The sequence below is a fragment of the Marinomonas aquimarina genome, from assembly GCF_900089755.1.
Taxonomy (GTDB): domain Bacteria; phylum Pseudomonadota; class Gammaproteobacteria; order Pseudomonadales; family Marinomonadaceae; genus Marinomonas; species Marinomonas aquimarina.
Window position 1 is genome coordinate 58538 of record NZ_FLOC01000004.1, and the last position, 25389, is coordinate 83926.

19 protein-coding genes are annotated in these 25389 nt (G+C 45.2%); 1 reads left to right on the plus strand and 18 read right to left on the minus strand.

What is annotated here, in order from left to right; genetic code table 11:
• Nucleotides 1-91: 91 nt before the first annotated feature.
• From MAQ5080_RS04835 to traL, 8 genes are all read right to left on the minus strand, one after another.
• Nucleotides 92-1030 (minus strand): nucleotidyl transferase AbiEii/AbiGii toxin family protein, encoded by a 939-nt coding sequence (locus MAQ5080_RS04835; RefSeq protein ID WP_067206304.1) that lies wholly within the window; start codon nt 1028-1030, stop codon nt 92-94.
• Nucleotides 1023-1814, minus strand: coding sequence for a type IV toxin-antitoxin system AbiEi family antitoxin (locus tag MAQ5080_RS04840; protein ID WP_067206308.1), 792 nt, complete (start codon nt 1812-1814; stop codon nt 1023-1025). The genes MAQ5080_RS04835 and MAQ5080_RS04840 overlap by 8 nt, the downstream gene beginning before the upstream one ends.
• A gap of 220 nt (nt 1815-2034) precedes the next feature.
• Nucleotides 2035-2421, minus strand: coding sequence for a TraA family conjugative transfer protein (traA, locus tag MAQ5080_RS04845; protein ID WP_067206311.1), 387 nt, complete (start codon nt 2419-2421; stop codon nt 2035-2037).
• Nucleotides 2418-2990, minus strand: coding sequence for a TraV family lipoprotein (locus tag MAQ5080_RS04850; protein WP_156496516.1), 573 nt, complete (start codon nt 2988-2990; stop codon nt 2418-2420). Before MAQ5080_RS04850 ends, traA begins: the two co-directional genes overlap by 4 nt.
• A gap of 74 nt (nt 2991-3064) precedes the next feature.
• Nucleotides 3065-4354, minus strand: a complete 1290-nt coding sequence (locus tag MAQ5080_RS04855; protein ID WP_067206318.1) for a TraB/VirB10 family protein — start codon at nt 4352-4354, stop codon at nt 3065-3067.
• A gap of 2 nt (nt 4355-4356) precedes the next feature.
• A complete protein-coding gene (locus MAQ5080_RS04860) occupies nt 4357-5256 on the minus strand; it encodes a TraK domain-containing protein (protein ID WP_368730403.1) in 900 nt (299 codons plus the stop codon).
• Nucleotides 5237-5863: a TraE/TraK family type IV conjugative transfer system protein gene (locus MAQ5080_RS04865; RefSeq protein WP_028870242.1), complete on the minus strand. Its 627-nt coding sequence runs from the start codon at nt 5861-5863 to the stop codon at nt 5237-5239. The genes MAQ5080_RS04860 and MAQ5080_RS04865 overlap by 20 nt, the downstream gene beginning before the upstream one ends.
• Nucleotides 5860-6141, minus strand: a complete 282-nt coding sequence (gene traL / locus MAQ5080_RS04870) for a type IV conjugative transfer system protein TraL (RefSeq protein ID WP_000433891.1) — start codon at nt 6139-6141, stop codon at nt 5860-5862. The genes MAQ5080_RS04865 and traL overlap by 4 nt, the downstream gene beginning before the upstream one ends.
• 288 nt (nt 6142-6429) lie before the next feature.
• Between traL and MAQ5080_RS04880 the strand changes: the two genes are divergently transcribed.
• Nucleotides 6430-7017: a plasmid-related protein gene (locus MAQ5080_RS04880; RefSeq protein WP_067206324.1), complete on the plus strand. Its 588-nt coding sequence runs from the start codon at nt 6430-6432 to the stop codon at nt 7015-7017.
• A 26-nt stretch (nt 7018-7043) separates the two neighbouring features.
• Here the strand turns inward: MAQ5080_RS04880 and MAQ5080_RS04885 are convergent, their stop codons facing one another.
• The 10 genes from MAQ5080_RS04885 to MAQ5080_RS04930 all read right to left on the minus strand — a co-directional run bounded on the left by MAQ5080_RS04885 (nt 7044) and on the right by MAQ5080_RS04930 (nt 25382).
• On the minus strand, nt 7044-7679 hold the full coding sequence (locus MAQ5080_RS04885; protein WP_067206327.1) for an IncC plasmid conjugative DNA transfer DtrJ family protein: 636 nt from the start codon (nt 7677-7679) through the stop codon (nt 7044-7046).
• Nucleotides 7666-8226, minus strand: coding sequence for a conjugative transfer protein (locus MAQ5080_RS04890; RefSeq protein ID WP_067206332.1), 561 nt, complete (start codon nt 8224-8226; stop codon nt 7666-7668). The genes MAQ5080_RS04885 and MAQ5080_RS04890 overlap by 14 nt, the downstream gene beginning before the upstream one ends.
• A 9-nt stretch (nt 8227-8235) precedes the next feature.
• The gene (gene traD / locus MAQ5080_RS04895; RefSeq protein WP_067206335.1) at nt 8236-10056 is read right to left on the minus strand and encodes a conjugative transfer system coupling protein TraD; all 1821 of its coding nucleotides are present in this window, start codon (nt 10054-10056) and stop codon (nt 8236-8238) included.
• Nucleotides 10057-10104: 48 nt separating this feature from the next.
• Nucleotides 10105-12255 carry a MobH family relaxase gene (mobH, locus tag MAQ5080_RS04900; RefSeq protein WP_067206338.1) on the minus strand — a complete coding sequence of 717 codons (2151 nt, stop codon included), beginning with the start codon at nt 12253-12255 and terminating at the stop codon, nt 10105-10107.
• 154 nt (nt 12256-12409) lie between these two features.
• Complete coding sequence (locus tag MAQ5080_RS04905) at nt 12410-15061, minus strand: TrlF family AAA-like ATPase (RefSeq protein WP_067206340.1); 2652 nt, start codon at nt 15059-15061, stop codon at nt 12410-12412.
• Nucleotides 15062-15104: 43 nt separating this feature from the next.
• Nucleotides 15105-17180 (minus strand): protease Lon-related BREX system protein BrxL, encoded by a 2076-nt coding sequence (gene brxL, locus MAQ5080_RS04910; RefSeq protein ID WP_067206343.1) that lies wholly within the window; start codon nt 17178-17180, stop codon nt 15105-15107.
• A gap of 16 nt (nt 17181-17196) precedes the next feature.
• Nucleotides 17197-19854, minus strand: a complete 2658-nt coding sequence (gene pglZ / locus MAQ5080_RS04915) for a BREX-1 system phosphatase PglZ type A (protein WP_067206347.1) — start codon at nt 19852-19854, stop codon at nt 17197-17199.
• Nucleotides 19854-23471, minus strand: a complete 3618-nt coding sequence (pglX, locus tag MAQ5080_RS04920; protein WP_067206350.1) for a BREX-1 system adenine-specific DNA-methyltransferase PglX — start codon at nt 23469-23471, stop codon at nt 19854-19856. Before pglX ends, pglZ begins: the two co-directional genes overlap by 1 nt.
• Nucleotides 23468-24205, minus strand: a complete 738-nt coding sequence (locus MAQ5080_RS17365; RefSeq protein ID WP_067206353.1) for a hypothetical protein — start codon at nt 24203-24205, stop codon at nt 23468-23470. The genes pglX and MAQ5080_RS17365 overlap by 4 nt, the downstream gene beginning before the upstream one ends.
• A 7-nt stretch (nt 24206-24212) precedes the next feature.
• On the minus strand, nt 24213-25382 hold the full coding sequence (locus MAQ5080_RS04930) for an AAA family ATPase (RefSeq protein ID WP_067206356.1): 1170 nt from the start codon (nt 25380-25382) through the stop codon (nt 24213-24215).
• Nucleotides 25383-25389: the final 7 nt, after the last annotated feature.

Genomic DNA, 25389 nt, shown 5'->3' on the forward strand with positions numbered 1-25389 from the left:
CAGTTGTCCTATGTGGACTCGGTTAGATAGATTGAAGAAATCGCAATCTAACTAGGGGGCTTATAGCTCGTTGAGGTTTGTTATAAACGAATTACTCGGCGTTTGCGTTAACAAGCCAATCATCAAGCACTTGCTTCAATTTATCTAATTGCTCTTGATGTTTTGCTTGATTCTTTGCCAATTTGTTAATGTTCTGCAACTTCCAACGAATCGCTGGCAAGTCTGCTGCATTAGGATAGTCAAACAATGCCCAGTCAGGTTGCCCTCTTTTGAATGACATAAGGAAAGCATGATCCCTTTCTGTGAAATGTTTTTGCAGTTCAATTAACATCATGGGCCTAACAGAGGCTAAGTCTTCGCATTCAACTTTTTCAAAAGTCATTCCGTCAAATTCTGCCTGAAATTTCTCATTCAGAGGCTGCCAGTTTGGCGACATGACTTCATTAATAGGCCGAGGGTGACTTAATGTATAGGTTAAAAAACCCACCAAAATCTCTCTCGAAATCCCTTCACTGCCAAGTAACATACGCACATCAAATAAGTCGCGAGGATGTTGGCGATCCATTGCAGCACACAATTTCCCACCATACAGATCGGGAAGACTGACTACCTGAATCTCAGCATAACCAAACTCGTCTTCAACAGACTCTTGAACTGGCATTATTTCTGCACTATGCAATGTACCTCTGGCGACGGGCGACACTTCAATTTTGATCGTCGCAACCGGACTTGATACAACGATTCTCAGTTCATCAGCTTTATTATCCTGAAATGCCGCTCGGATATCTGGTTGAGTATTGATTCTGTCTGTAATGCGCTGCAATGCAGCCCTGACATTAATCAAAGCCTCATCTCTTGGTTCAAGTGGAAGATAAGCAAGATCAATATCTACAGATAACCGAGGAAAATCTCTCACAAATAAATTAATGGCGGTGCCACCTTTAAGTGCAAAAACCGTCTCTGTTGCTACCACAGGAAGCAGTCTTATGAGCAAGGAAACCTGTTTGTAATATGGGCTATCTTTATCCATTATGTTGTTCACCTTTTTTGACGCTTAATATCTCTGGCACTGTGATTTGATATCGCTCATCAAAACGTCCTTTTTCGACAACCTGCCGCTTTCCTGCACCCAATTTAATTCTTGTTTCATCTATGCGATTGACCCACTGGTGATCGTAGTATCGACCCAGAAATAGAAATATTCGGTTTGCCTGAACAGAGCTGCTTCGCTCAAGAATATCTTGTACTTTTCTAGGGCTAAGATTGACTAAACCCTGAAATAATTCTGCGACATGCTCAAATGAAATCAGCTTCCCAATCCCGTCTACCACTTCATAGGCAGCAAGTTCTGCACAGCTGACAGTGAGTTCTTTCTCTTTAACCGTGATCCTTTTCAAATCTTTCTCGGGATTCACTTCAAGCTTATGATTTCCACAGTAAAACCAATTCTGATAAGGGAATTCACGAAACCATTTTGGTAAGGACGACTTATTTTTAACGCAAATCCAAACTTGCTCTTTGTTCAGCTGTAAATAGTGACTCAGTCCTTGGTGAGTTAAGCTGCTCAATCCAGCCAAATGAACTGAAACGCCCAATTGCACATCCAATGCTTGAATGGCATCAACCCAAGTTGGCTTTATATCGCCCTGCGCATCTGGACGATAGTACACGCCAGAACTAAGCTTCTTCAGCCAACCGTTCTGCGCGTACTTTTGAGCCAGGGAGTAGCTCACACCGTTTTCAGTCAGCCATTGCTGAAGTACTAGCGCACCAGGAGAAGTATGAGCAACAAGCCAGTTTATCTTAGATGACATTTTAACACCCCAAGTGTGAATATCACGAACAGTATAAACCATTTAGTTTATTACGATAGGGATTTTAACACTTTAGGTATTAACATACCAAATACTATAAACCAAGTTCGCAAATGTGGCGTCGCTGAAATGAAAAAGTCTACACAACATCACCAATAACCCGATGTTGTGTAGACCTAAGTTTGATTGCCTTAAGTGAACTGCCTACTGTGGTTCACATTCAGGTGCCCAGTAAAACGGCGCTGATTGCTGGAACAGATGTGCCAATAACTTCTTGAGTGCTGGCAACAACAGGTAAGGTTGCAGACATAACACTTTCAACGACTGTTGGTGTGTTGTAGAGACCCATACCGCCACCAATGCCCAAGGCAAAAGCCATCAAGCTTTGGCGAGCGATACCGCCCACAATACCCACCAGAACCATGGCTCCCGCTACGATCCGTCCCAAAGTACCTTGGGTCCAATCTTTTAGGGTATCCCAAACATCGGTGAAAGCATCACCACCGGTGCCCGCAAATGAGGGCTCCGAAATCATTAACGCCATTAAACCAAGCGCACCAATGGTCATTAGGCGCTGAGTTTGAATGGTGCGAACTACATTTGTCATTCGTTAGTTTCTCCGTAGATACTCAAGTTATCGCGCTTACCATCAGCTCCCGCTGAGGCAGAATCGCTTTGAGTCTGAAGTGGACGTAGCACTGGCGAAACCGTTCGAGGTGCTGACACCCCAATATCCCACCGGCGCGGTTCAATTTCGGTAAACACGTAGCTGGATAAATTCAGATCCCCACGGTCATCCTCCCAAGGCGCAATCCAAATCCGCATTACCCTTGAAGGAATGCGAATAGGTGCAGATTGCTGCATCTCGGGTAATGCCGGATGGCTCAGCAGTCCTGTCTCTAAATCAGATTGTGAATACCCAGAGGGAGAACCAATTCGAGTCGCCACAGCATCAATCGTCTTGGGTGCAGCGCCATTACTGGTAAGCTCATAGACTTCACGAGCGGATAAACAGCGCACACCGTCAGGCATACCTGGGCATCCATATTCACTACTCCCAAGACCCAATGAACTACAGCCAGACAATAAGGTTGAGCCGACTGCCAATAAAAGTAATCCAGCTTTAGACCACTGTTTTAGCTGGTGCTTTGAGTTGTTCTGCATTGATGTCGTCATGGTTAACTCTCCTCTGGATACACATCTTATTGTCTGAAACGGACTTCGATCGGTTAGCAACATGCAGGATTTTTTCATCTTCTTGCACCTCCCCCTTGCGAAGTGGCCAACGACAACGAGGCACCACGAGTGACTATGACTTCAATTTTCCTTGCAGCGTCTACCTCTATGACTGGGAACATATTTTCAGCCATGTCCAAATAGAACTTGGCCACTCGATCCAATGCTTTACCGGTGCCTTTAATCGCAGCACCTTGTAATGCTTCTTGGCTCATGACTTGCTGGTACAACTGAGTATCACCGGCATTACCCGTCTGAATCGTCGGAACAGGATTCACATCAAATGCGCCTGCCAAGCCCTGAAGGAATCCGGCCATCATCGATTTGGCCACCAGCTGGCCTTGTTTCGACACTAATCGGCCACGAATACCAGCTTTGCCGTCTTCACCTACGGCATAAGAATCCAGTCGTGTTTCAATGACGCCACCATCTTCTCTCACACATGAAATGGTCTCGCCTCGCAAATAAGCACGCTCAGAGCTCAAATCACCGTAACCTGCGGCGATCAAGAAACACTCTTTGATATCCGCTCTAAATCGGTTGGGTAAAATGGCTTCCTTTTGAATCCTCAGCAATGCAGGAAAAGGCTCGCGTCTTGCGGACTCGTGAGTAGGTGCATCCAAACCGGTGATTAAAGTACCTGAGATGATGCTGCCCGCCGGTAGATACAAAGGCGGCGCTTCTTGCACAACAACCTCTGGTTCAGCAACCACTTCAGGCTCAATCATACGAATCGTGATTGGCGGCAATGGAACATCTCGTGCTCGTGTACCTTGGCCATTGGCTGGCTGCTGATAGAGCGGATCAGGCAGCGGCGCATTGGCAAAATAGTCGTCTGGGTTAGACGGCAGTGGCTTTTCGTCTTTGGGTAATTCCATGGCAGATAAAGGCACTTCAAAACGGCTATTTGTGCCTTCAACTACTGAATCTCCCCCAGCGCGAACATCATCAAGTTCAGCTCGAAGGCGAGCCAACTCCGCATTGACCTCACTTGGTATAGAAGGCGAACCTGGGCTTAGCCGTCCTGAATCGACGTCACGACGCAAGCGCTCAACTTCACGACGTAACTGTTCATTGCGCTCACTGAGTAGTTTTACGTTCGCAGCCAAACTATCGACCCCAACATCACGAGTATTGGTATCCGTAAGAATGTGCCGGATCGTTTCCTGTCGGTTCCGACTGCTTGAGCCATCGTCAGGAGTAGGTGAAAACACCATCACCATAAAGATGAGACCACCAGCAATACCGGCAACCGATAGGCCCCGCTTCATGTTCGGGCTCATTTGTTCCCATTGTGCTTTCATCGTTATTCACCTCCCACAAGAAGCGAAGGTCGCTGACTTTCCACCGCTTCTTCACGATGATTGCGAACAACCACATACAACTCAGTCTTTTCACCCAGCAACAAGATATTGCGAGGCCAGTAGGCGCTTGCCACTATATCTGGTGCATGACAGGCTATTTCACTGGCTTCTATCGGCTCATCGGCAAAGCTTTCAACCAGTCCTACATAGACGGTGAAGTAATGTCCCGTCACAATTTGCCCCTGCTTAAAACCAAACTTTAAGCCCGGCTGAAAACATTTCGGGCTTGTGTCAGTTTGGCCAGCTAAACGGATGTCATAGCCTTGTGGTAACTCATTTAATGCAAGGCTTCTGAGTAAGTCACGTAAGCTATCGACGTATGGTTGAGCCGTTTCCCAAGTGGCGGCTTTTCGGTTCACGACGCCCTTAATAGGCCACTGCTGACCATCAATAGCTAAGGTGATTTCACGCGGTGGAATACGACGAGGTACTAAGGTGACTGATAATGCGGGCGCTTCCTGACCAGGCGGTGTGATGTAAAGTGAAACCGGTGATTCTTTGTCCGTGGCTACATATACAACATTCCCCTTGATTTGCGTCTGAGCATCACTGGTTGTTCTCACCTGAGGCGATTCAAACGGCGTCACAATTCGATTCAGATGACCAAGTGCTACAGGGATCAGTTCATTAACCCCCGGTGTCATCAGTAGCGTTGTTGGCGTATCCGCTGCAACCGAATTGCTTTGAACCGGTGGATTTGCAGTAGCAGACTGCTTCATCACACTGGCTGGCACAATCGGCAATTCCACGTCTGCATACGACGCTTGTGATAACAGAACGCCACTCAAGCTCATTGCGATTAAGCTTGGTGTCATCCATCGACTAATTTTGGTTCGCATCATTCACCCTCCGGTTTTGCTCTTGGGTCAACTTTTCACGAACTCGCTTCGTTCTAGCTTGCCCCTCATACGTATCCATCCAATTGAGTTTTGGACGGTATTGCTCAATATCGATGTCAAACTCATAGGTGCGAGTTTGGCGCTGTTCATCTCCAGATGGTCCAGAGACCAAGGAATAACCGGTCACAAAGACATGGCCGGTTTCATACTCATACTCCACTTGTCTGGGTTGGAATTTGAGCGTGACTCGGTCTTCACGGATCTGTCTTGCCTGAATCTCCAGTGCATCGACCACTTGCTGGTACACCGCTGGAGAAAGTAGCGGCTCAATAGCAACCCGGATAAAAGACACATTACCCGGCGTCACGTTGCCCATAAGCTCAGCCAGGTAGAGCCCCCAGGATTCCAAGTAAGGCTGAGTAGCCTGGTTTCGTGACACTTCAGCCGTTTCAGACAAGGTTGGCGGTTGAATGGCCACCACGGTATTGCGAGAAAATGCCGCTACCGCAAGCAGCAAATTAGATAGCACCAGCACCGCAATCAGAAACCGTTGCCATCGGTTCTCTAATTGCGTGCCTTGCCATGATTTTAAAAACACGTCGAACTTCACGGCAGATAGCTCCTGATAAATGGGTTAGGGATCGTCTTGGCTTTGGTTGGCAACAGTCCGGCCCAGTAGATGGCGTGAAGAATAAAACCATCTGGGCGACCATCACGAAAACGCCGATAGAGCTTGGTTGTCACCAACCCCAACAGGCATAAAACCAAGGCATTACCGGTAAAAATGCCGATCACTAGCCCCAACAGAATGGGAGCCATCTCATCGGCACTCCAAAGCAGGAAGTGCGGCGGGTCATCGATATAGGACGGAATACTCACAGGTTCCATAGTCACTCCTCGTTGTTTGAATTGAGAAGTGAAGAATGCCTCGGGATTGGCAGCTTCAGTGGTCAGCTAGATGCCGAATTCTTGAAGGTTTTGAGGGTTCTACTCAGACAATACTAACAATTGATCTTTTTGATGCGGTTGATATGATGAGGATATTGGTCGTGTCGAGACCAGCTGCCCACTTTAGCAAACCCGGACGGGACGACATGCATATCAAATATATTTTTTGCTTAGGTTTTTTCTGCGACCTCGGCAGTGGGCACTGTATTCGCTAATAGGAGAAACTCAATGCAAATTACTAAAATCATTTCCTCTGCCACGGTTGAACGTTTAAAGCAAAAAGCACGAAAGCTTAAACGTGAAAAATCTATTCCACACACTCAAGCACTCGATGAAATTGCAATCTCTGTTGGTTTTAATCATTGGCATCAAGTTGTACAAGCTAATGACTTACTGAAGCCATCAGAAGTGGCGTTATCTTCAGGATGTGTCATGGCTTTTGATGTCAAAGATGGTATGGATGTCGATACCAGTGATGGAATTTTAATTGAAGACCACTTCTTGGAGATGCTCACTGAAAAGCAGCTATTCGAAATTTATGCCAATTCCCCTGATGAGGAAGACGAACAAAACAGGCCGCTAAAAGAAACGCTATCGGATTCAGAGCTTCATGAGTATTTTCGAGATTATTGCTCATTCATGTACTTCCGTCTTGCCGAGCCTCATGCAAACAAACCGTTAAAAGAAGTATTGGCTCTTATACGACAGTACTCTTTTTGGATGCCGCAATATATTTGGCTTCAAGGCCACCTTATTGATACTTACCATTTGCCTGCTGAAGACGAGAACGGCAATACCGTAGGCGTGAGGTTTTAGCTCTACAAGATGAGGCCTGACAGGCCTCATATCTTCTTCTGCAAGTGGCTTAACGCCAACCCCGCCATCAATGCTAAACCGATGATCAGCGACGGTAACACCACCGGTGGAATAGCCAGTGGGGCGAACAATCCCATAAACAGCAAGATGACGCCTGAGCCCAAGATGATCATGCTGTAGCGGTGAATGATTGGGCTCGAAAAATCAAAGGTTGTTTTCTTAATCTTCCAGGTCATCAAGCCATCCCACAAAGCCGGTAACATGAGAATAAACGCAAAGGGCAACCAGACCATCAGCAAAGCAAATCGAGTGAACACCTGGTACAACACATCAAAAAATGCCTGAATACGGTCTTCCACCCAGACAAACCAAAAGCCTCCCATGTTCTCCATCCCTTTAGAGCGCAGTCGCTGCTCTTCAGTGGGGATTAGAAAATCACGCACCGATTGCTCCATCTGCGTATCCACAACCCATGATTGATACCAGCCATGGCTAGTTTGACCAATCCAATAGCTTGTTTGAGCGCCCAATTGATTTTGGATCATCTGCTTTTCTTTACTAATGACCCGGCCAGTCCAATCACCGGGCACTAACACGCCAATAGCAATAATCTCCAGCATCAGCGCCAGACAAAGTAGCCAAACCGACTTATGCTTGCTCATGCCAAACATCCTCTTCTACTCGGGCCAGCATGGCTGCAACGGTTGGCGTCATAATCCGGGCTTTAATCACTTGTTGAAGCCGCTTTGTCGTCGTATGGCCACTAACATAACGCACGTCGATACGTCCTTCAGCCAAATACGCCATCCGATTTGGACGATTACGCATCCAGGTGTGGAAATACACACCATCTACGGCAGCCCACTCGAAATGGTCAGGATCACGCAGGCGAATCCCCGTTAAAGCACTGGCGGCAGTCCAGGTCAGTGCCTCAATGAAATGCCAAAGGCGTACACTATCATCATCACAACTGACTTCGTCATAACTGCCCAAGCCATTACACAGACACAAATCAAAGATGGAATGGCCATCTAACGTGAGCGCATCTGTTAAATAGTCCGCCAAACAGTGCACTGAAGCCAAAGCATGAGGCCAGTCAGTTTCAAGCAGTCTTAAGGTTTCCTTGAACTGGGGGTTATGTTGCTGCCACTGAGCGAGCATTTCTTTACTGGTAAGTGTTGTCATTTTCAGACAGACAGAATGATGCATACAGACTCCTTATGCTGCCTGTGTAGAGCTGGTTAAAATAGGAATACGGCCTTTGATCACACGGCCACCTGAAAGCTTGGCGATGTACTCCAGATTGGGAAGCTGGCCTAATAACTGCGGTGGAAACATATCACCTTCTTCTTCCATCAAGCGCTCGCCATGATTGCCGGTAAACAACGCGGGGCTGTCCGAGTTGGACGACATACCTTGAGTTTGCATGATGTACTGCAACCGAGTCTTTGGCAGATTGTCAGTAATGTACTGCTGCGTTTCGGCATCCATCACCCGAAGAGCTATCAAGTTGTTGATGTTACCTAACACCTGGCGAGCCTTAGCTTCACTGCCTGTACGAGCTGCAAAGTCAGCAAATGTCTGAGTAGCAATCACACAACGCATTTTTGCGCCACGGCCTTTGTTGAGCAGTTGAATGAAGGGATCGTTGACGACTTCAGCCGCCTCATCGATGAAGATATTTACGGGACGATTTTCAACACCATAGTTATAGCGATCACCGGCCACAGCAGTGAGATCGGACAAAAGCAACGAACCAATGGCGCTGCCAACCATGGCGTCAGTTAATGAATCCAAGCCGATATACGCCACTTGGGCATTGTTGATAATACGGCCAGAATCCGTAATTAACCGGCTGTCATCCACATCGTTTGCAATCGGTGATAACAGTGGCCCTAATTCACTTGATGTGAGCATATTGAGCACCGGCATCAGTGAGGCCACCATCTTGGAATAGTGGGTTCTGTCATGCTCAAACATACTCAAAAGTCCTTCCAAATCGGTATTGGCGGCAACGGGCTGAATGCGTTCGTAGTAGAAAAGCAGCATCGCCATGGCTTGTTTAGCCAAGGTATTGGCCTTTTCGGTAAAGCGCTTGTTCTCCACACTAAAGTTCGGATAAACCTGCTCACCCCAGGCTGTGACGGCTTTTACTACCAAGCCTTCTGGGCCACCTTCCAAGAATCGCCTCAGTGTTTTCAGATCAGGACGTTGTGACGTAAGCAACAGACCTTGCACTATGTTGTTCAATGCCATTTGGCCAAAGGCTTTAAATGGATCAGCACCGGTTTCAGATGGGATTAGTGCCGCAATTCGGCTGGCAATTTCAGTGCCCCGGTTAAAGTTTCTAAGGGGATTAAGCCGTACCGAATGCTCAGGAAAACCCGGATGAAAATACACAAAGCGCTCAGGACTACCGGCGGCAATACAGGCTCGCTGCGCATTATCCTTAAGTTCCTTGTCTCCCTTAGGGTCAATAATAATCACGGCTTCATTACGCAAAATGGCCTGAGTGATCATCGCATCAAAGCATCGGGTTTTTCCGGCACCGGTCGTACCGACAATTAAGGTATGCCCCTCGGTGTGACCAACTGGCTGGTACACATCTTCTTCTTTGGGCTCGACACCATGAATCCAGGTCGAACCCATTTGTTTGCCGTGACCTTGGTTAAGCAAGGTTTGCTTATCCCGCTTTAGGATTTCATAAGCGCGTTGGGCATGGCGTTGGTCCCACTCAAAGCCATAACCTAACCACAATTCATCAGGATGTTTTGCCATTACCTTTTGCAAATGCGACAGCGCCATAAATGCCAATGGTTTGCCTTTTAGCCCCTTCTGCAACTTATAAAGACGGTAAGCCTCAGGCAGGCGATACAACGCCATGCCCGAGGAAATCCCTGTCATCCACCAAAATGGTTCGGGCGGTAACTCTGTCAGCATTTCTGCGGCAATCGCCCCAGTGGCCCCAACCAGCCAACCTGCTGCTGCCATGGCCTCATAGTTCGTGCGCCAGGGCATTTCGTATGCGTTTTCTTTCATTCATGCTCCGCAAAATAACCGTTTACAATCCGCTTAACTTCAAATGGATTAACGTTTAGCGTGAGCGGTAAACAGAACCGTTTCCCCCTCATCAAACTGGCATTGGTCACTGGCCGAGATCCCCCGAAGCAGCTGTCCGGCTGGAATGCCATGCTCATTGGCGACTTGGCGTAAGGTTTGAATCGTGACGCGAATACCATCGGCACTATGATCCACGTCTGGGTAATCGCCATCGGTCAGTAAGATGGGCAAATCTTTCACAAAATTAACCATCTGTTGGCGCTGCGCGTGTTTGGGGTCTGTACTTGAGTTCGCATTGGACGCAATCGGCTTTTGCTTACGCTCCGCTCTTGTGGCGGGCTCTTTTGCTTGGGCATTGGTTGTCTTAGTTCGACTCGGACGCTGTGAAGCCTCTTTGTTCTGAATTGCTGTCACTGATTCTGCGTCTTGATTGAAGAGGTCTATCAGTGCAGTAAGCCCTTTAGAAATCGATACTTTCAGCAGTAACCCTTGCTCCTGAACTCCATCATTTGTAGTCACAGTTCTGGCTTTACGCGTCGGGTTTGCCGGATCTAGTTCAAGCCAATCTAATCGACTGAGTTCAGCAAGCAGTTTTCGGGGGGCACACCAGGGTCTTACTCCATCGGGATAGCGGATCAGTATCTGTTCACCAACCATAACCAACGCACTGCTGGCCTCTGGGAGCCACGCCAAAGGTCCAGGGAGATTAAATGCGTCTGCATCGTGCTGGTTTACGTTATTTGAGATAGCGGCGTTGTTTGAATCGTTAGGCTTTTCACATCCATCACCCGGATCATTTTCAGTTGCCTGGGGGCTATTAACGTCGCTTGCACGACTGAGTTCATCATCTTGTTCGGACGATTTTGTCGATGGCGACTCAGACGAATTGCTGTGTTCAATTGATGATGACGCGTCAGGCAAGCCTGGCTGCTCACTGGAGCGACTCTGTGGCTCTGCTTGTGTTTGCTGTGTTGCTTCCCACTGAGATTTGTTAAACAGTGTCACACCACTTGGTACATTCGAGCTGAACAATAAATCGGCCTCAGATATATACAGCATGGGTAACCAGATTGGCTTGTCGTCTTTGATCAGCACTTCAGGAGCAAGGCTTTCATATCGCTCATTTGAGGCGGATTTAATGGCCAATCCTCGCTCAATGAGGATGTCCGCAAGGGTATCGGGATCTCTTGGAATGCCAGGTATCTTGTCTTTGGCCAACAGCTCAATGATTTCCTTAGCCGCGCTTTTCCAAACCAGGTAAAGATTGGTTGATTGATTCGATTTTCGTATCCAAACTCTGGCGTCTCGCTGATTGACCAGCCATTGCGAACTGGCAACTAATCGCCTCATGGCATCAAGTAGATAGCGCTCGACTGGGACACCAAGGGCATTGTCGTCAACGGAAATTCGTTGCGCTTTCAGATCTCGCTGTACACTGGTTTGGTCAGCTTCAATGACCAGTTTAGACAGGACATGATCGGGATCGGTATTGCCAATTGCCTCCAGCATGGCTTGCAAAATCTCAGGGCCCGGCTGGGTTAACCAGGCGAGCAACTCAGGTGTCATCACCCGGTTTAACACCAGAATTGAAAATTGCTCGTGCCGCTTGCACCGTCCGTCGCGCCAGCGAATGAAATAGCGTTCAATGCTGTTATTTGTGGTCCACTGGGATAATGTTTCTAAAAAAGGGTTCCACTGATAGCGTCCATCTTCGTCTGTGATGGACAAGTCTGAAACTGGCTTACCAATATCATGGAACAAACCGCCAAGAGCCGCCGCCACACGCCACCTTGGCTCTAGCTCTTTTTTCTCAACCGGTGTGCCACTGGCAACAAAGATGATCCCTTCAGCTGCTTGTGCCGCCCAGAATGCAACTTCCAACGAATGACGTAATAAACCACCCGCACCACTGTGGTGGTGATGCTCAGAAGCTGGCAACAAGTGAACATAGGACGCCAGATGATCAATGGAGGGTTGAATCAGCCTTTGAAAGTCACGCAGGTTAAAGCCAAGTACCTGGCGCAGTTTGGCAATTAGCTCGTCTTGTGTGGACTGCAAATCCTCGGGTGACGCAGCTGGCAACCCCTTCAGGAATGGCGGGTAGCGTGGAATTTCCGCATCCAGTTGCGATGAAAGCTCTGGTAGTGCTTTGGTTTGAAAAAATAGGTTTTTGAACATAGTGAACCTCCGACACGATAGTGTGAAGGTTCAACTCTGAGCTTGATGGCTAGATAGATTGATAATTCATGTAGAAGAATAACATACGAGCTAATTTCACGGTTTCAAAAAGGTGCGGAACCTGATTCTTAGTGATTAATACCAAAATAGTGCTTTACACGAATCCATATTTCTCACGACGCTGATTGAATGCACTTTTCCCGCCCTCTAATATATCTGCGGCTAAAGCCTGAACATTGGGAACATCGATCGCACCTTGTTGTTCTGGAAGAATTAGCCCTTTATTATCTTCTACGCTCAAAACGCCAATCCATTCAGCATCACCGAAAACCGGAATATTGGCATTATGTGTTGCAAATAGAAACTGACGACTCAGTTTAGCCCTACGTAGTTCTGCGACTATCCTCTCAGCTATAAATGCGTTATCCAAATTATCTTCAGGTTGATCAAGGATTAATGGGTCTTGATTATCCAACAGCAATAAGTGCAAAACAGCAGTGCACTGCTGTCCCGTCGATAATTCATCAATTGACCTAAATACAGCTTCTCGTTCTCCATGAGTCACATTTAACTCAATCGCCATGGTATCCGGTAACTGCAATTCTTCCAGTTCCATTAGTTTTACTTCTGAAAGACGAATTAAAGCTGAAACAACAGTGCCTGATATGCCAAACTTTCGTCCTAGCTCCGACTCTCCTTGACGGATAGTCGAGGCTAAACTGCTTGGAGAGAAGTTACCTTCTAATACCCAGGCGAGACGTTTAGGCCCAACCCCCTCTAAATTGCACCCAGTCAGAAAATTCACAAGTTCTTGGCGGCCACCTTCTGGCTGTAGGGTAAGCCGTACCTTCTGCTCCAGTTTTCTTGTTAACCTTTTAACAGATTTAGTAATACTACTCGCACGCGCACTTGTATGTTGTTCTAACTCCAGAAGCAGCTTCTTTCGCGCGTTGTACAATTCGTCAATTTGTGTCTGGCGATCTTGCAAGGTGGTTTGTTTAGGGCGTATCTGCTCAATTTGTTTTAACAGAGTCTGATATTCAGCACCAATTTGTCGGCCAGTTTTACCCTGGCTTGCAGGTATATCCTTAAAAGCCAACTCAAGTTTTTGCTCTTCAAGTTGCTGCTTTTCTGATAAAGATTGCTTGACCGGTAACAACTGTTGATTTGCATTTAAAGTTAGCTGTTCTAACTGTTCTAATGTCTGTTGAACGCCCGTTTTCAGGGCATTCAAAACTTCACGCTGCTGCTTCAAGAGCTCAGCATGAGGTAAGCCATCCAAATTGGTATCACTTAAATACAAGGTATCTGGCAAACTGTCTTTGAGCGCATCGATAGCCAGTTGGACGCTTGCAACATCCTCACCAATCTGATCATTCAATTGTTTTTCTTTTTCAAGTTTAGGAATAAGCTCCAGCTTTTCATCTATACCTAATGCTTGATACTGTTTTGCCTGATCCAATAACTTAGGTAAGCGCTCGACCTCTGCTTCAATGTCATCTTTCTGACCTAGGACTCGCTTGATGGATTCTCGATTATCTTTTAACTTTGCTAAAACGTCAGCGATATCTGCATCAAACTTTTCATGTTCGCCCTCAAGAAAACGTTCGATGAGCTGATTACGACTTTGTTCATCTCGAGTCATTTCATAGATTTCGTTTTGCCCGTAAAGCTCTATACCAGGCAAAAGATCCGTTGGAAGATAGGGGGATATATTTCCTTGGGAGTCAACCACTACCGGATCACTACCGTGTTTTCGGCTTACTTTGAATCTGCGACCGTGCATAACTGATGAACGCAACGTAATTTCAACTAAACCTCGTTCTTTCCCAAGGTTAGTATCAATGACACTTTTGTGCTGTTTGATTGCGTTAGGTGTTTTAGGTTCTAATCCGAAAGCATAGCGAATACATTCCAACAAGGTTGACTTACCAGTTCCACGACCACCAATCACAGCATTGAGATGGTCCGATAGTTCAATATCGACGCTATCCAGATAGCCACCAACAAATCGAATACGCTCAATTGCCGAAGCATAGCTTTCTGGCTTATCTGAGTTCAAACGAACCCTCGAACCTGCATCTAAAAAGGCTTGCTTAAAGGAAGCAAAGCAAGGGTTGGTCATTTTAATCAAACAAGAAGCACCCGATGCTTTGATATCCTCTGGTTTTGCAACGTCTGAGGAGTTAATAGCAGCCATTTCGCGCTCGCGCTTATAGTTAGGATCTTTGTTGAGGAAGACCTTACGGTAGAAATCATTTTCTATTCCTTTAAGATCTTCAATCGACTTGTCGCCTGGTATCTGAGCTGCCATCAACCCTTCATGTTTCCATACATGGTTCATCTTTCGACTGAGCACACCATCATCATTTATGCAGTGTGCTGCAAAGATAAATCCACCTATATCATTCACTTTATCAATCAGCTGAATTGCTGTGAGGTTGGTCGGCAATATACCATCCTCTGGATCAAGTAAATCTAGACGCCCCAAAATCCGTTCAAGTTCTTGCGAAGTTTTGTTTTCATCAAACAGACAAACAAAGTGAATTTTCTCGCTTGACGCAATCTCAAAGCCGGGGAAAACAACAATCCCATTCTCAACAAAAAGATTGCGGATTTTATCAACACTATCTACTGAACCATGATCAGCTAATCCAATGACCTCTATGCCCGCTTCCAGTGATGCCGCAAGCAGATTTTGGTTATATTCATCTTCCGTGATGGTCTGCTGTTGCCCACGATATTTTATGTATCCTGCCGGATTCACCTGCAATGCACATTTAAAGAAACGAGCTTTGGTAAACATACCTGTAATTACTCCATAAAATGGCGCGTCAAACGACACCTAATCAATTAACCCCAAGCGCCTTAAACACAGCATCGACGGGGTCTGCATAAAAGCTGATCTGGAATTTTGAAAACAGCTCAGCCGGAACCGTAGGAATATCTGAGGCTGAGGCCATAGGCAGCAAAATACGCTTTGCACCACTATCCATAGCTAACTGAAGACTGCCTGCAAGATCTTGAACAGGATTGACGACACCACCTAAAGTCATCTCACCCAGAACAACCATCTGTTCTTGAATCGGTCGGTTCATCAGAATTGAACAGAACGCAATCAATGCAGCGAGCGATGACTTTGTGCTTGGCCCTGTATTGTGCAGCTCAACAACATGCAGGTGATACTCATGATCAGAAAACTTCGCCGACGCGCAGATTCGATTCAGGTTGCCTTTGAAATAATCAAAGCCAACACGCACAGCTTCTTTTGCTGCGGTATTCGAACCAAGACCCGACACCGAGTGCTTACCAGAACCAGCCATCATCTGGGTTTCATAGCGATATAACCCAAGCTGTCCAGTGCTTCCCTGAGTAACCAAGTGCACAACACCAGCGCGAGGTAAGCCCTCAGGAATTAGCTTGCTGCCACCTTGTTCCGGTACATTAACGAAGAACTCTTCTAATGAATCGTTATCGATGTAGCTAAAGTGCACATCAAAAAATTCCATTCCGCCAAGCTTTTTCAATTGCTCTTTGACTCTACGTCTAGTTTCCAGCGCATACGTCAGGCAGGCTCTTACATCATCTTTTGTGTACTGTGCGTCGGGGTGTAATAGCTTTAACAAGCCCGAAACAGTTCTTCGCACAGCAATTACATCACGCTGATTAAGGTTATTACCGAGTTTGAAGAACTTATCAACAGCATCTGCAAAACTACGTTTGCGCATTTCACGCATGTATTCCGCAAGATAGTCCGTGATTAATCCGTAGCTATTGGTGAAAAACTCAGGACGCATCTTCGGTATTTCCCATCCAGGAATATAGGAATGGAAACGGTCAAAAAAAGCAGTGTCAATCATGGCATCAGGAAAAGGTGCCAACAGATGACTGGTCTTCACCAGTGTCTCAACGCTTTGATTGATGTTACCGACGAATACCATGGAAGCCTTCGCTTCGATTGAATCACGACCACGGGCAAAAGACCCTGACGCCATATAATCTTTCATTATTTGGACGCCGTCTTTGTCTTTAAAGTTAATACCGGCCACTTCATCAAAAGCGACAACATCCCACATACCAACCAACCCAACTTGGCGCGAGCTCATGTTATAGAACAAGTTAGCCACAGTTGTTTGTCCGCCCGAGACAAGCAATGAGTTTGGTGAGCACTCTTTGTAGACATGGCTTTTACCTGTCCCTCTTGGTCCGAGCTCACAAACGTTGTAGTTGTTTTCAACGAATGGGAGCATGCGAGTGATAAGATGCCATTTCACCCGATGCTCTAAGTTGGTTGGCTCCATACCCACGGAACGAAGCAACACATCCATCCACTGATCGGTACTAAAATGCCTTCTGGTTGAAAACACCTCATCCATGTTCATGGACGGCATTTGTATCGGTTTTAAACTCATAATGGAGAAAGGTGATGTCTTCTGACCTTCCTCAAAGAAATACTGGACGGTAATAATGCACCAGATGCCGCCAGTTAATAATTTTTCGTTGTCTTGTACTATTTTGGTCGGTACAAGGGCATCCTTGATACCCAGATTCGACAACGCAGCTTCATAGACGTCTTTTTTCTGATTGAGCTTAACGCTTACTTTGTCGATGATTTTAAACGTGCCGCGTTCACGGATCAGTGACTTCACTTTCTCCGCTTCATCTGGTCGGACATAGTTCTCAGCCAAGATTTTTTTCACATTATCAAGGCCTTGCATTACAACTTCGTCGTCATCGGACGCACAATACATGCCTAGTAAATACTCAAGCACATAGACAGGGACGTTAGCGCCTTCTTTCAATTGCTTTGTCAGATCTTTTCGAACGACACGGCCTTTAAAATATTGGTTGAGCAATGCGTCTAAATCGGCGCTTTGCATCTGATTTTTTTCGTCTTTATGATCTTGTGAAAAATCAGTTGTCATGTTTCACCTCAGCGCCTTAGAAAAAATCATCTTGGAATGCCAAATCAATGGTTACCGCGTATTGGCTATAACGGGTTCTCATTTCCGCATTCTCAAGAACTAATGTGTATTGAGCGTTTCTGTCGAACTGGGAGCCAATAAGCTTTAACCTAGCTTCGCGAGTACGTTCATCCATCACTTTACTCACGCTATCAAAGTTAATCGTTTCACGACTGGAGACTTCATTACCTTGTGCATCGACGATATAGACATCCAACAACCGTGCGACGAAACGCTCGCCTACAGGGTCTGTCTGAATAAATCTGACCTTGTCGATATTGTTTACTAATTTGATGGGCTGAGTGGCTGCTACAACACCTACCGGTTGTTTCTCATGTTTTGCTGCTTGTTCTTTTTGTAGCTCTCGCACATGTAGTACCGGTACGCAGACTTCCTGTAGCATCGCTCCGCCATGCACAAACTTAGCACCACCAACGAAGTGGAAGCGTTGAGCCGCTTTTGGAAGCAGGAACTCGGTATCACTAGAGCCATGAGCCGTATCGTTAATTGAGCCTTTCCAACAGGCTTCATCAGAAGGCAATTTATTACCAACGATATAACGTTTCTTGGCTTCTATCGCGCCAGCAGGTTTGGTTTTCAACGAGGTTTTGTCAGCCGCTACAAGTGCTTTTTGTTGGAAGAGGAAGCCATGGTCAGCAGTGATCACAACTCGGCTGCCGTTTAGACGGTTGATGACCCGCCCAACGAGGTCTTTTAGCTCTTCAATGGCACTACGACAGGCTTCAAACGTTTTCTCTTCAGTTGCAGCCTTATCACCAATCGCATCAATGGTATCGTGATAGATATAAACTACTTCTACGTCTCGAACCTTGTCACGCCCCTCCTGGTTACTCCAGCTCATCAGCTCCTTAGAGCTCACCGCCATACCACCTACTTTTTGTAGGATGGCGTTGCGGTTGTCTAAACCCTGTGAAGAAATACCATCCACATAAACAGCCGTGCCTTGCTCTGGCTGATAACTGAGCGCCTTATGAGGCAATAATGCCGCCATCCCAAGTTGGGTATAACTCGGCAAAACACCCAACTGCGTAGACACCTCAGCTTTAAATCGCTTCTCGTTGTTAATGATAGCGCCAAGCTCATTCGCAATTTCAAAACGCAGGGCATCAGAGATGATCACAAACACTCGTTTTGTCTGTTTCAGACTCAGTCGTGTACGAACTTCTTTTTCATAGAAGTCATACTGGTGCGGTACGCCAGAAATCTGCCACTTTTCAAGTAATTTCTCATTAGCCAAGTGACGATCCCAGGCAAGGCCAAGCTCATATAAGTACCAGTTGGTATAAATGCTTTCGACTTCGTCGTCGAGCTGACGCAGTATGTCTGCACCTTTACTCAATACAGAGTGCACATGTTCATTGAACAAACGGTAAGCCTGGTCAAAGCGATAAATGTCTGTGGTATAGGCGTCGTACATTGCTTTCGCGTTATCAAAGTGGAACCCGTCCACATAGCGATTTCGCAAGTGCATTAACTCTTCAGCGTTGCGGATAGCTTCATAAATTGCGAAGTATTCTTTGCGTGACAATGTCCAGTGGCTAGCAAGACGTCTTGATAAGACCGTATCAAACTGAACCCGGTCTAGCGCTTTACTGCTATCGAGCAAATCACGAACTAAACCACGGATTATGGCCTGTTCCACAGCTTCGAACGTTTCGCATTCGATAAGCTCAACCGGATGGTACTGGCCTGCACGAGTCGAAATTTCCAACTGTTGGCTAAGCACCTTAGAGATGCTTTCGTAGTAAGCGGCGAAAGAGCGGCTGTCGCGCCAGCTCACCATAAACGCCAAGGCTGTCGCCCGGCCTGATGCGCTTTTTAGAACATTGTTAAGCAACCAATCGCGTTCAACACCTTCAATTTGGCTCCAGAATTCAGTACAGAACAATTTCAACACGAAGTCTGAGAAGGTTGACTCTTCGACTGTATAGCCAAAACCCTCACTCAGATATGCCCAGAGAGAGGTCTCAAGATCAAACTTTCCTAGCTGGCTCCATAAAGGTTGACCAAGGCTTTCATCTTCGATATAAGCCGCATATTCGCGTAGTAACCCAAGCAAAATGTCCGACAAAGACGCAGAATCAGCTTTTACAACCACTGCCATCATCTTCCTGTCTAACGACAGTTCGTCTTCGTTCTCAGTCACCCACTTTTTTAAACCGGCTATGCGCTGTTTATTGGCAAAAAAGCTCTGACGCTTACGAATGTGCGTGCGTAGCGCCATTTTAGGGATACCCAGCTCATTAAGCAGCATTGAGCTGTGATCAGCAAAAAACTGCTCGCTATACAAACGCACATCCAGCAACCAATCGCGGTCAGGCTCTGGCTCAGCGCTTGGAAAATAGATAAGGAATTTAGCTTCACGCTCATCTACTTCAATGCGTTTTTTCACTGCCAATACAGACTCATTGACCATATTGAGGATGGTCAAATCATTTGGCAGTACCCTAGCAGTTATATCTGCCGCTTTATCACCTGATTCTTTTGCAAGCGATAAAGAATTAGCTAAATGCTCAAGCTCTTCAGTAAAGCTTTGCTCTGGGTCGTACCAAAACACAATGCGGCTTTGTTCGAGTTTGGCAGCGACACCTTGTGCCAGTTCACTAATCTGCATTAGTTAACCTCCGGGGCCGAACCGGTAATGGCCTTAACATCAGCCAACAGATCACCAAACTTGCCGTAATTCACTTTCACACCATCATCAAGATCCAGTGAAATACACATATCGGCGTAGTGTTTTAGCTTGTCATCAAACTCTCGTAGTTCGACCTGCTTCTTAATTAAGGCGTCCAACTCTTTCTTAAAGCGGTTCGCTTCACTGGTTGAGTCGGCCGTTTCAATCTGCTTCTCAAGCTGCTCAGCATAAGCATCGTATTTGCCTAGTAACGGGGTGACATACTCGGTACGCATACGAGAAAGCGTGCCCTCGTTGTAACGATGCAGGTAAACCAAGCACTCAAAGGCCTTTTGTTTACCTGAGCTAAACAGCCAATAAATAGGGCGTTTTTTGTAAGTCTTCAGGTGATCTTTATAGAACTGAGTCGATAAATAGCGGCGGATCGTCTCCAGTGCTGATTCAGATTTCTTGGGCTTTATGGCATTTAAGCACAGTGACTCGGCAACAAAATCGAGATTTTCTTGTAAGTGTTCTTCACCCCATACAACCTGAACAAATTCACGAAGTCGGTTGGTGGCATCATCTTTGAACCACTCTTGGTCGGTTAAAGGGATAATTCCATCTTCATCAGCAGTAAACTGACTAAATGAACCATTTTCCACTAACTCAGTAAAACCTTCATTCGATGAGTAAGAGTATACTATACCGCTTTTAGATAGCGAAAACCGCCCTAGCATACAACCCACTGAAAAGCTCAATAGTTCGGAACATATAGTTGAACGAAATTTATCTGACACAGATTCCGATAGCACATCCACACTAAACCTATGCAATGGATTAGCTTGCAGTGTTATTAGCGATTCTTTTATTTTCGGTAAATCTTTATCCTGAATATTGTACGCCAAGAAAGCATTTTTCAGATTCTCAACTTCTAATTCCTTAACTCTTTCAACTCTTCTCTGACAGTGTTTTAAATATTTTGAATAGTCGTTATTGATATTAAAGGTTCGTCTTTCAACTAAAGGGTTTACTTTGAAGTTCTTATGCCACTCTTGCTCTGCAAGATCTTCAGAGGTTATTGAAATTAACTCATCAATAATGTTGAGAGTATCCTGCGTCACATATCTATCAGGGAAGGGCAATTTCTTAAAGTCACCTGCTTGGAAATGTAATGTTGGATTTAATATGTTTGACCATTGCTCAATCAATGGAGTGTTGAATAGCCCCATTGCACTTTTTGAATAGCGGTCATCTTTGAAATATGCACAAGGACCTGCCGCGTCAGAGATATACCCTTTAGGTAAGTATCTTGCTGAAACTCTCCATGTTACATCAGTCCATGTAATACAGGGTTCGAAATAAAATTCCTCACCTCGGTAGCACGAATTACTCATGGACTTAACACGTTTTCCGTTATCCTCCCAGTCAATTAATGACTCACCATTTCCAAACCATTTTTGATATGGACCACCCTTATTATAGGGAAACCATTTCTGTTCTATTTTTCTACTATCAACTTCGAACCACTCTCTTACAAATCGATCATTATCACCTGTCTGAACACCATTTGAAGTCGTGCATAGTTCACCATTGAGGTTATTCGTTGTAAAAGCACGCATTTCGCACTCAGAAATCCAGAACGCTATAGGTGCCCCAGGAATAAAAGACAACTTCATCTGTTCTACGTAATATTCAATATCAACATTTCTTTCTCGAAATACTCTATCTTTATCTTCAGATGGGTCTACAGAATTCAAATCAATAAAAGTAGATCTATATTCATTAAAAAACCCCATATCAAAAACAAAAGCACATGCTTGCGCAATTTTAGAGTTTAAAGTAGGAAAACTGTTGTAGCCGATATGTAAAAGGGAGTGAATCGAGTGTCTACTTAATAAATCTCTTCTTAATTTCTCAAAAGAACCAAGGAACATCCATGACTGCATATTTATTTGTGCATTAAGCCCCGTTTCTTTTAAAAAACAGAAAGTGCGCTCCATAAAAATAGCAAATAAATCGGACTTGCTATGTGGGTAATGCTTCTTAGCAAAATCTTTCAGCGCGGCATTCATGCCTTTGCCGCCCATATAGGGAGGATTCGCAATCACAGCATCGTAACGAGTCGATAGAACCAATGCCTGATGCACAAATTCAATCAATTGCTTCGCTGCTGGCTTTTGCATTGAGTCGCCTGACTCTTGCAGCTCGACAAGTGTGCTCAGTAGCTCTTTTAGCTGTTTATACTCATCGCTTGGGACATCAATCAAAGAACCAAAGGTCTTGGCTTGAGTAAATCTTGCCAATGTTCGCTTCAGCAGTTGGTAGCGGTTGTCTGCATTGAACGAGCTTAAATCTTGCTCATCATCTGAGAACAAGCCTTGCGATGTGCCGCTTTGCCAGCTTCCCGACAGGTTGAGTGCTTTCCATAAGGTCGGCAGGTCAATATGGTTACTTTCCTGCAAGGCAAGTACATTGAGTCGCACATTACGGGTAAAAATACGCTTGTCGTCATCTCTGGCCATCATCATCAGCGCAAAACCAGATAACTGTGCTGCACGATCATCTATGTCTAGGCCGTAGAGGTTGTTCTCCAGAATCATCTTTGGAATGTCACGAGAGCGGAAACCACGTTCTTCGTAGATGGCTTTTAGCACGTTATAGGCTTCAATCAATATGTGGCCCGAACCACAAGCGGGATCGAGTACTTTGATGGTTTCAGGTTCAATAGATTCTGGCGTAATAGCCTTTAGCTGTTGGTTAACTTCGTCAGATTGTTCAGCAGGCTCAATGTAGTATTCCATCTGCGTTTTAATGGCAGAATCTGGGTAGGTTTGCAGCCATTGACGACCGACTGAGTTTTGTACCAGGTACTTTACAATCCAGTTAGGTGTAAATAGCTGGGTAGCAGCAGGAATATCTTCACTTTTGACTACCTTACCCATTACCTGATCTTTCTTTTCAGAAATGTAGAACTGGTAAAGCCAGCCAATCACTTCGACTTGTTGCCAGTCCTCTTCAGGGATGCCATCTACCAATCCACGTAGAATTGAGTCGGTACGTGTTAGGTTATCTGGTAGCAGAAGCTCAGTTTCATCGTCCAATGCGTCAAATAAGAATGGCATCGCTTCATGTAGCTTGTGGCACTGGCCCAACAGCAGTTCACGATAAAGCTCTTCGTCTTTGTTGCCCGCAAGCTTGAGTTCAATAATGCGAGCTCTATCTAACCCGAGTTCATCCGTAGCATCTTGCGCATGGTCGATAATTTCAAAGCCTTTAGGGTTGTCTGGGTGCGACAAAACACGGAAACCGTGGCCTAGATAGTCATGGATTTCCATATAGCGAACAGCACACAGACGGTTGAACCAGGTATAGGCTACTTGTTCCACGAGCTGGTTATAGCCCATTGCCTGCACCTTTTTGACCAATCGCTCTCTTGCAGTTTTTACGCAAGGCTCAAAGGTTTTGCCTTCAATTAGTAATACTGAGCCTTCTTGTTTTACCTCTGATATCTGTTTGTCGCTGTATATACCTAGCTGGTTTAGTTGTTTTGAAACTGCGGTGATAAATTCACGTCTTGCTTGAGGGGCATACTTTTTTAGTTTCGCAGTATTCATAATGTTCTCGCTGTTCCGTGACCACAAACACCTTCGATGGCTGTGGTCAAATCTGTTTTAAACTGGTTGTAACTAGGCATGTCTATGCGTGTGATATCTATCCCCGTTACCATTTCATATTGCTGTTCTGTTGTCGCTTCTTGCCCTAACAATCGAGCTAAAACTTTCTTAGGGGCATTTTCATCTGATGCAGCATCATTCCCTGACAGTTCGGTTTCTAAAGCTGTGCAATGAGCATAGGGATCCTGCTTTTGACCACATATCAACCAAGCTTCGGAGGTTGGTTTGGGTATCATCGGTATCCCATGCACGCCTTCAGCTCCATTAAAGCCAAGCATGATAGATTGATGTAAATCATCAAAATCACACTTATCGGTATCATGAAAATAGAAAGCCAACTGGTGTCCATTGTCTTTTGCATAGCCAGCCATTGTTGTGGCTCTATTTGCATGCTCGACGAAGCCTTTTTTTAACTTTTTACTTGGTCGATGTTTGCGAACATTCTTTGCCTGGCGTGCCAACTCATTACCAGAAATACAGGTAATCCAATCAGTTGGTGATCGAAAATCTAAGTAGTCTTCGTTCCAAGTAGGTAAAATATTTCGTAATAAACGAACAGCCAGCAATGCCATTGGACCAAGATTGTAAGATGCCCCACTAGATATTGAATGACCATTATTTGATCCCCCCATATCTGAGCTACCTTCACCTGTTACCAAGATGCTTGTAATCATAATGAACCTACCGACTCAACTCTGAAGAATTTGCCAGAAGCTCGGCTTCATCGGCAGCATCTTTTAGGTAAACGTCAAGCATGGCATCGCCAGGAGCCAGCGAATTAAGTTTCTTAGTCAGAGATGGTAAGGCAAACAATTTTGTTGCTTTGGTATGTCCTTGTTTATTTTTATAAACAAGAGTTATAGAACTCTTCGCTAATTCATCTTCTATATAATTCAATACCATTGGGCTATGTGTTGTAATTAACACCTGTTGAGGTGAGTTTATGAATGCCTCGACCAGTTTTTCCGTTATTTCAGAGTTAACACCATTCTCAACTTCATCAAATTGCTGGAATTTCGAACTAGTTCTTTGACTCGCCAGTATGATTAAAATACGCAACATGCCATCGTTGATATGCTTGGCATTAGTTACAACATCGGTGTGAGAACCGTCATCATTATAAAACCGCTCTGTTAGCAACAAGCTTAATGTGCCATTTAACTCAGTTTTAGTTTCTATTTTCACAACTTGAGGGAAATAGCCATATAGATTCTTTAATAGTATGTCTTGTGAATTCTTATCAAGCTTGTGTATATAACTAATCAAGTACTCACCAGCACTACCTATTTTTCCTTCAGATGCAAAACGACCTGAACGCATAACTTTAGGCGATAAAAGGTCATGGCTATCGATATTAGTCATAAAATTTCGGAAAATGACGGCTTCTTGCGGTAAAGCTGAATCATCCAAAGCAGACAATATTGAACCTGAATATTTGAAAATAAGATCCGGAATAGTGTCACGCTTAGTTTTAAGTCTTCCCTGATATAGACGTAGAAGCTGATGACCATTGGCTAAATCCGTTAGTGTCTCACTTGTACACAGGCCTCTTTTCCAGTTGTAAGTGGCTTCCCAACGCAATTGCTTATCTGAAAGCTCAATATCGAGTACAAGATCAAACGTTTCTCGTGTAGGGAAAAAATGAGAAGCAACATCTTTTTCTTCCCAACCTCTTTCACTTAACCAACGGTCAATTTTTCCTTCAATAAGAGCAGATACATAACTAAACAGTTGTAAAACCGAACTTTTCCCTGCGCCGTTTAAACCAATGATGCAATTAAACTTCGAGTCAAGGTTTAACTCAAAATCAACTAACGATTTGAATGCGCTAACGCTTATTTTTTTTATCATAATAAGC

Bases quoted from the DNA above. Each gene is read 5' to 3' on its own strand.
- MAQ5080_RS04835 (WP_067206304.1), bottom strand. From the start codon at position 1,030: ATGGATAAAGATAGCCCATATTACAAACAGGTTTCCTTGCTCATAAGA.
- MAQ5080_RS04840 (WP_067206308.1), bottom strand. From the start codon at position 1,814: ATGTCATCTAAGATAAACTGGCTTGTTGCTCATACTTCTCCTGGTGCG.
- traA (WP_067206311.1), bottom strand. From the start codon at position 2,421: ATGACAAATGTAGTTCGCACCATTCAAACTCAGCGCCTAATGACCATT.
- MAQ5080_RS04850 (WP_156496516.1), bottom strand. From the start codon at position 2,990: ATGACGACATCAATGCAGAACAACTCAAAGCACCAGCTAAAACAGTGG.
- MAQ5080_RS04855 (WP_067206318.1), bottom strand. From the start codon at position 4,354: ATGAAAGCACAATGGGAACAAATGAGCCCGAACATGAAGCGGGGCCTA.
- MAQ5080_RS04860 (WP_368730403.1), bottom strand. From the start codon at position 5,256: ATGATGCGAACCAAAATTAGTCGATGGATGACACCAAGCTTAATCGCA.
- traL (WP_000433891.1), bottom strand. From the start codon at position 6,141: ATGGAACCTGTGAGTATTCCGTCCTATATCGATGACCCGCCGCACTTC.
- MAQ5080_RS04880 (WP_067206324.1), top strand. From the start codon at position 6,430: ATGCAAATTACTAAAATCATTTCCTCTGCCACGGTTGAACGTTTAAAG.
- MAQ5080_RS04885 (WP_067206327.1), bottom strand. From the start codon at position 7,679: ATGAGCAAGCATAAGTCGGTTTGGCTACTTTGTCTGGCGCTGATGCTG.
- MAQ5080_RS04890 (WP_067206332.1), bottom strand. From the start codon at position 8,226: ATGCATCATTCTGTCTGTCTGAAAATGACAACACTTACCAGTAAAGAA.
- traD (WP_067206335.1), bottom strand. From the start codon at position 10,056: ATGAAAGAAAACGCATACGAAATGCCCTGGCGCACGAACTATGAGGCC.
- mobH (WP_067206338.1), bottom strand. From the start codon at position 12,255: ATGTTCAAAAACCTATTTTTTCAAACCAAAGCACTACCAGAGCTTTCA.
- MAQ5080_RS04905 (WP_067206340.1), bottom strand. From the start codon at position 15,061: ATGTTTACCAAAGCTCGTTTCTTTAAATGTGCATTGCAGGTGAATCCG.
- brxL (WP_067206343.1), bottom strand. From the start codon at position 17,180: ATGACAACTGATTTTTCACAAGATCATAAAGACGAAAAAAATCAGATG.
- pglZ (WP_067206347.1), bottom strand. From the start codon at position 19,854: ATGCAGATTAGTGAACTGGCACAAGGTGTCGCTGCCAAACTCGAACAA.
- pglX (WP_067206350.1), bottom strand. From the start codon at position 23,471: ATGAATACTGCGAAACTAAAAAAGTATGCCCCTCAAGCAAGACGTGAA.
- MAQ5080_RS17365 (WP_067206353.1), bottom strand. From the start codon at position 24,205: ATGATTACAAGCATCTTGGTAACAGGTGAAGGTAGCTCAGATATGGGG.
- MAQ5080_RS04930 (WP_067206356.1), bottom strand. From the start codon at position 25,382: ATGATAAAAAAAATAAGCGTTAGCGCATTCAAATCGTTAGTTGATTTT.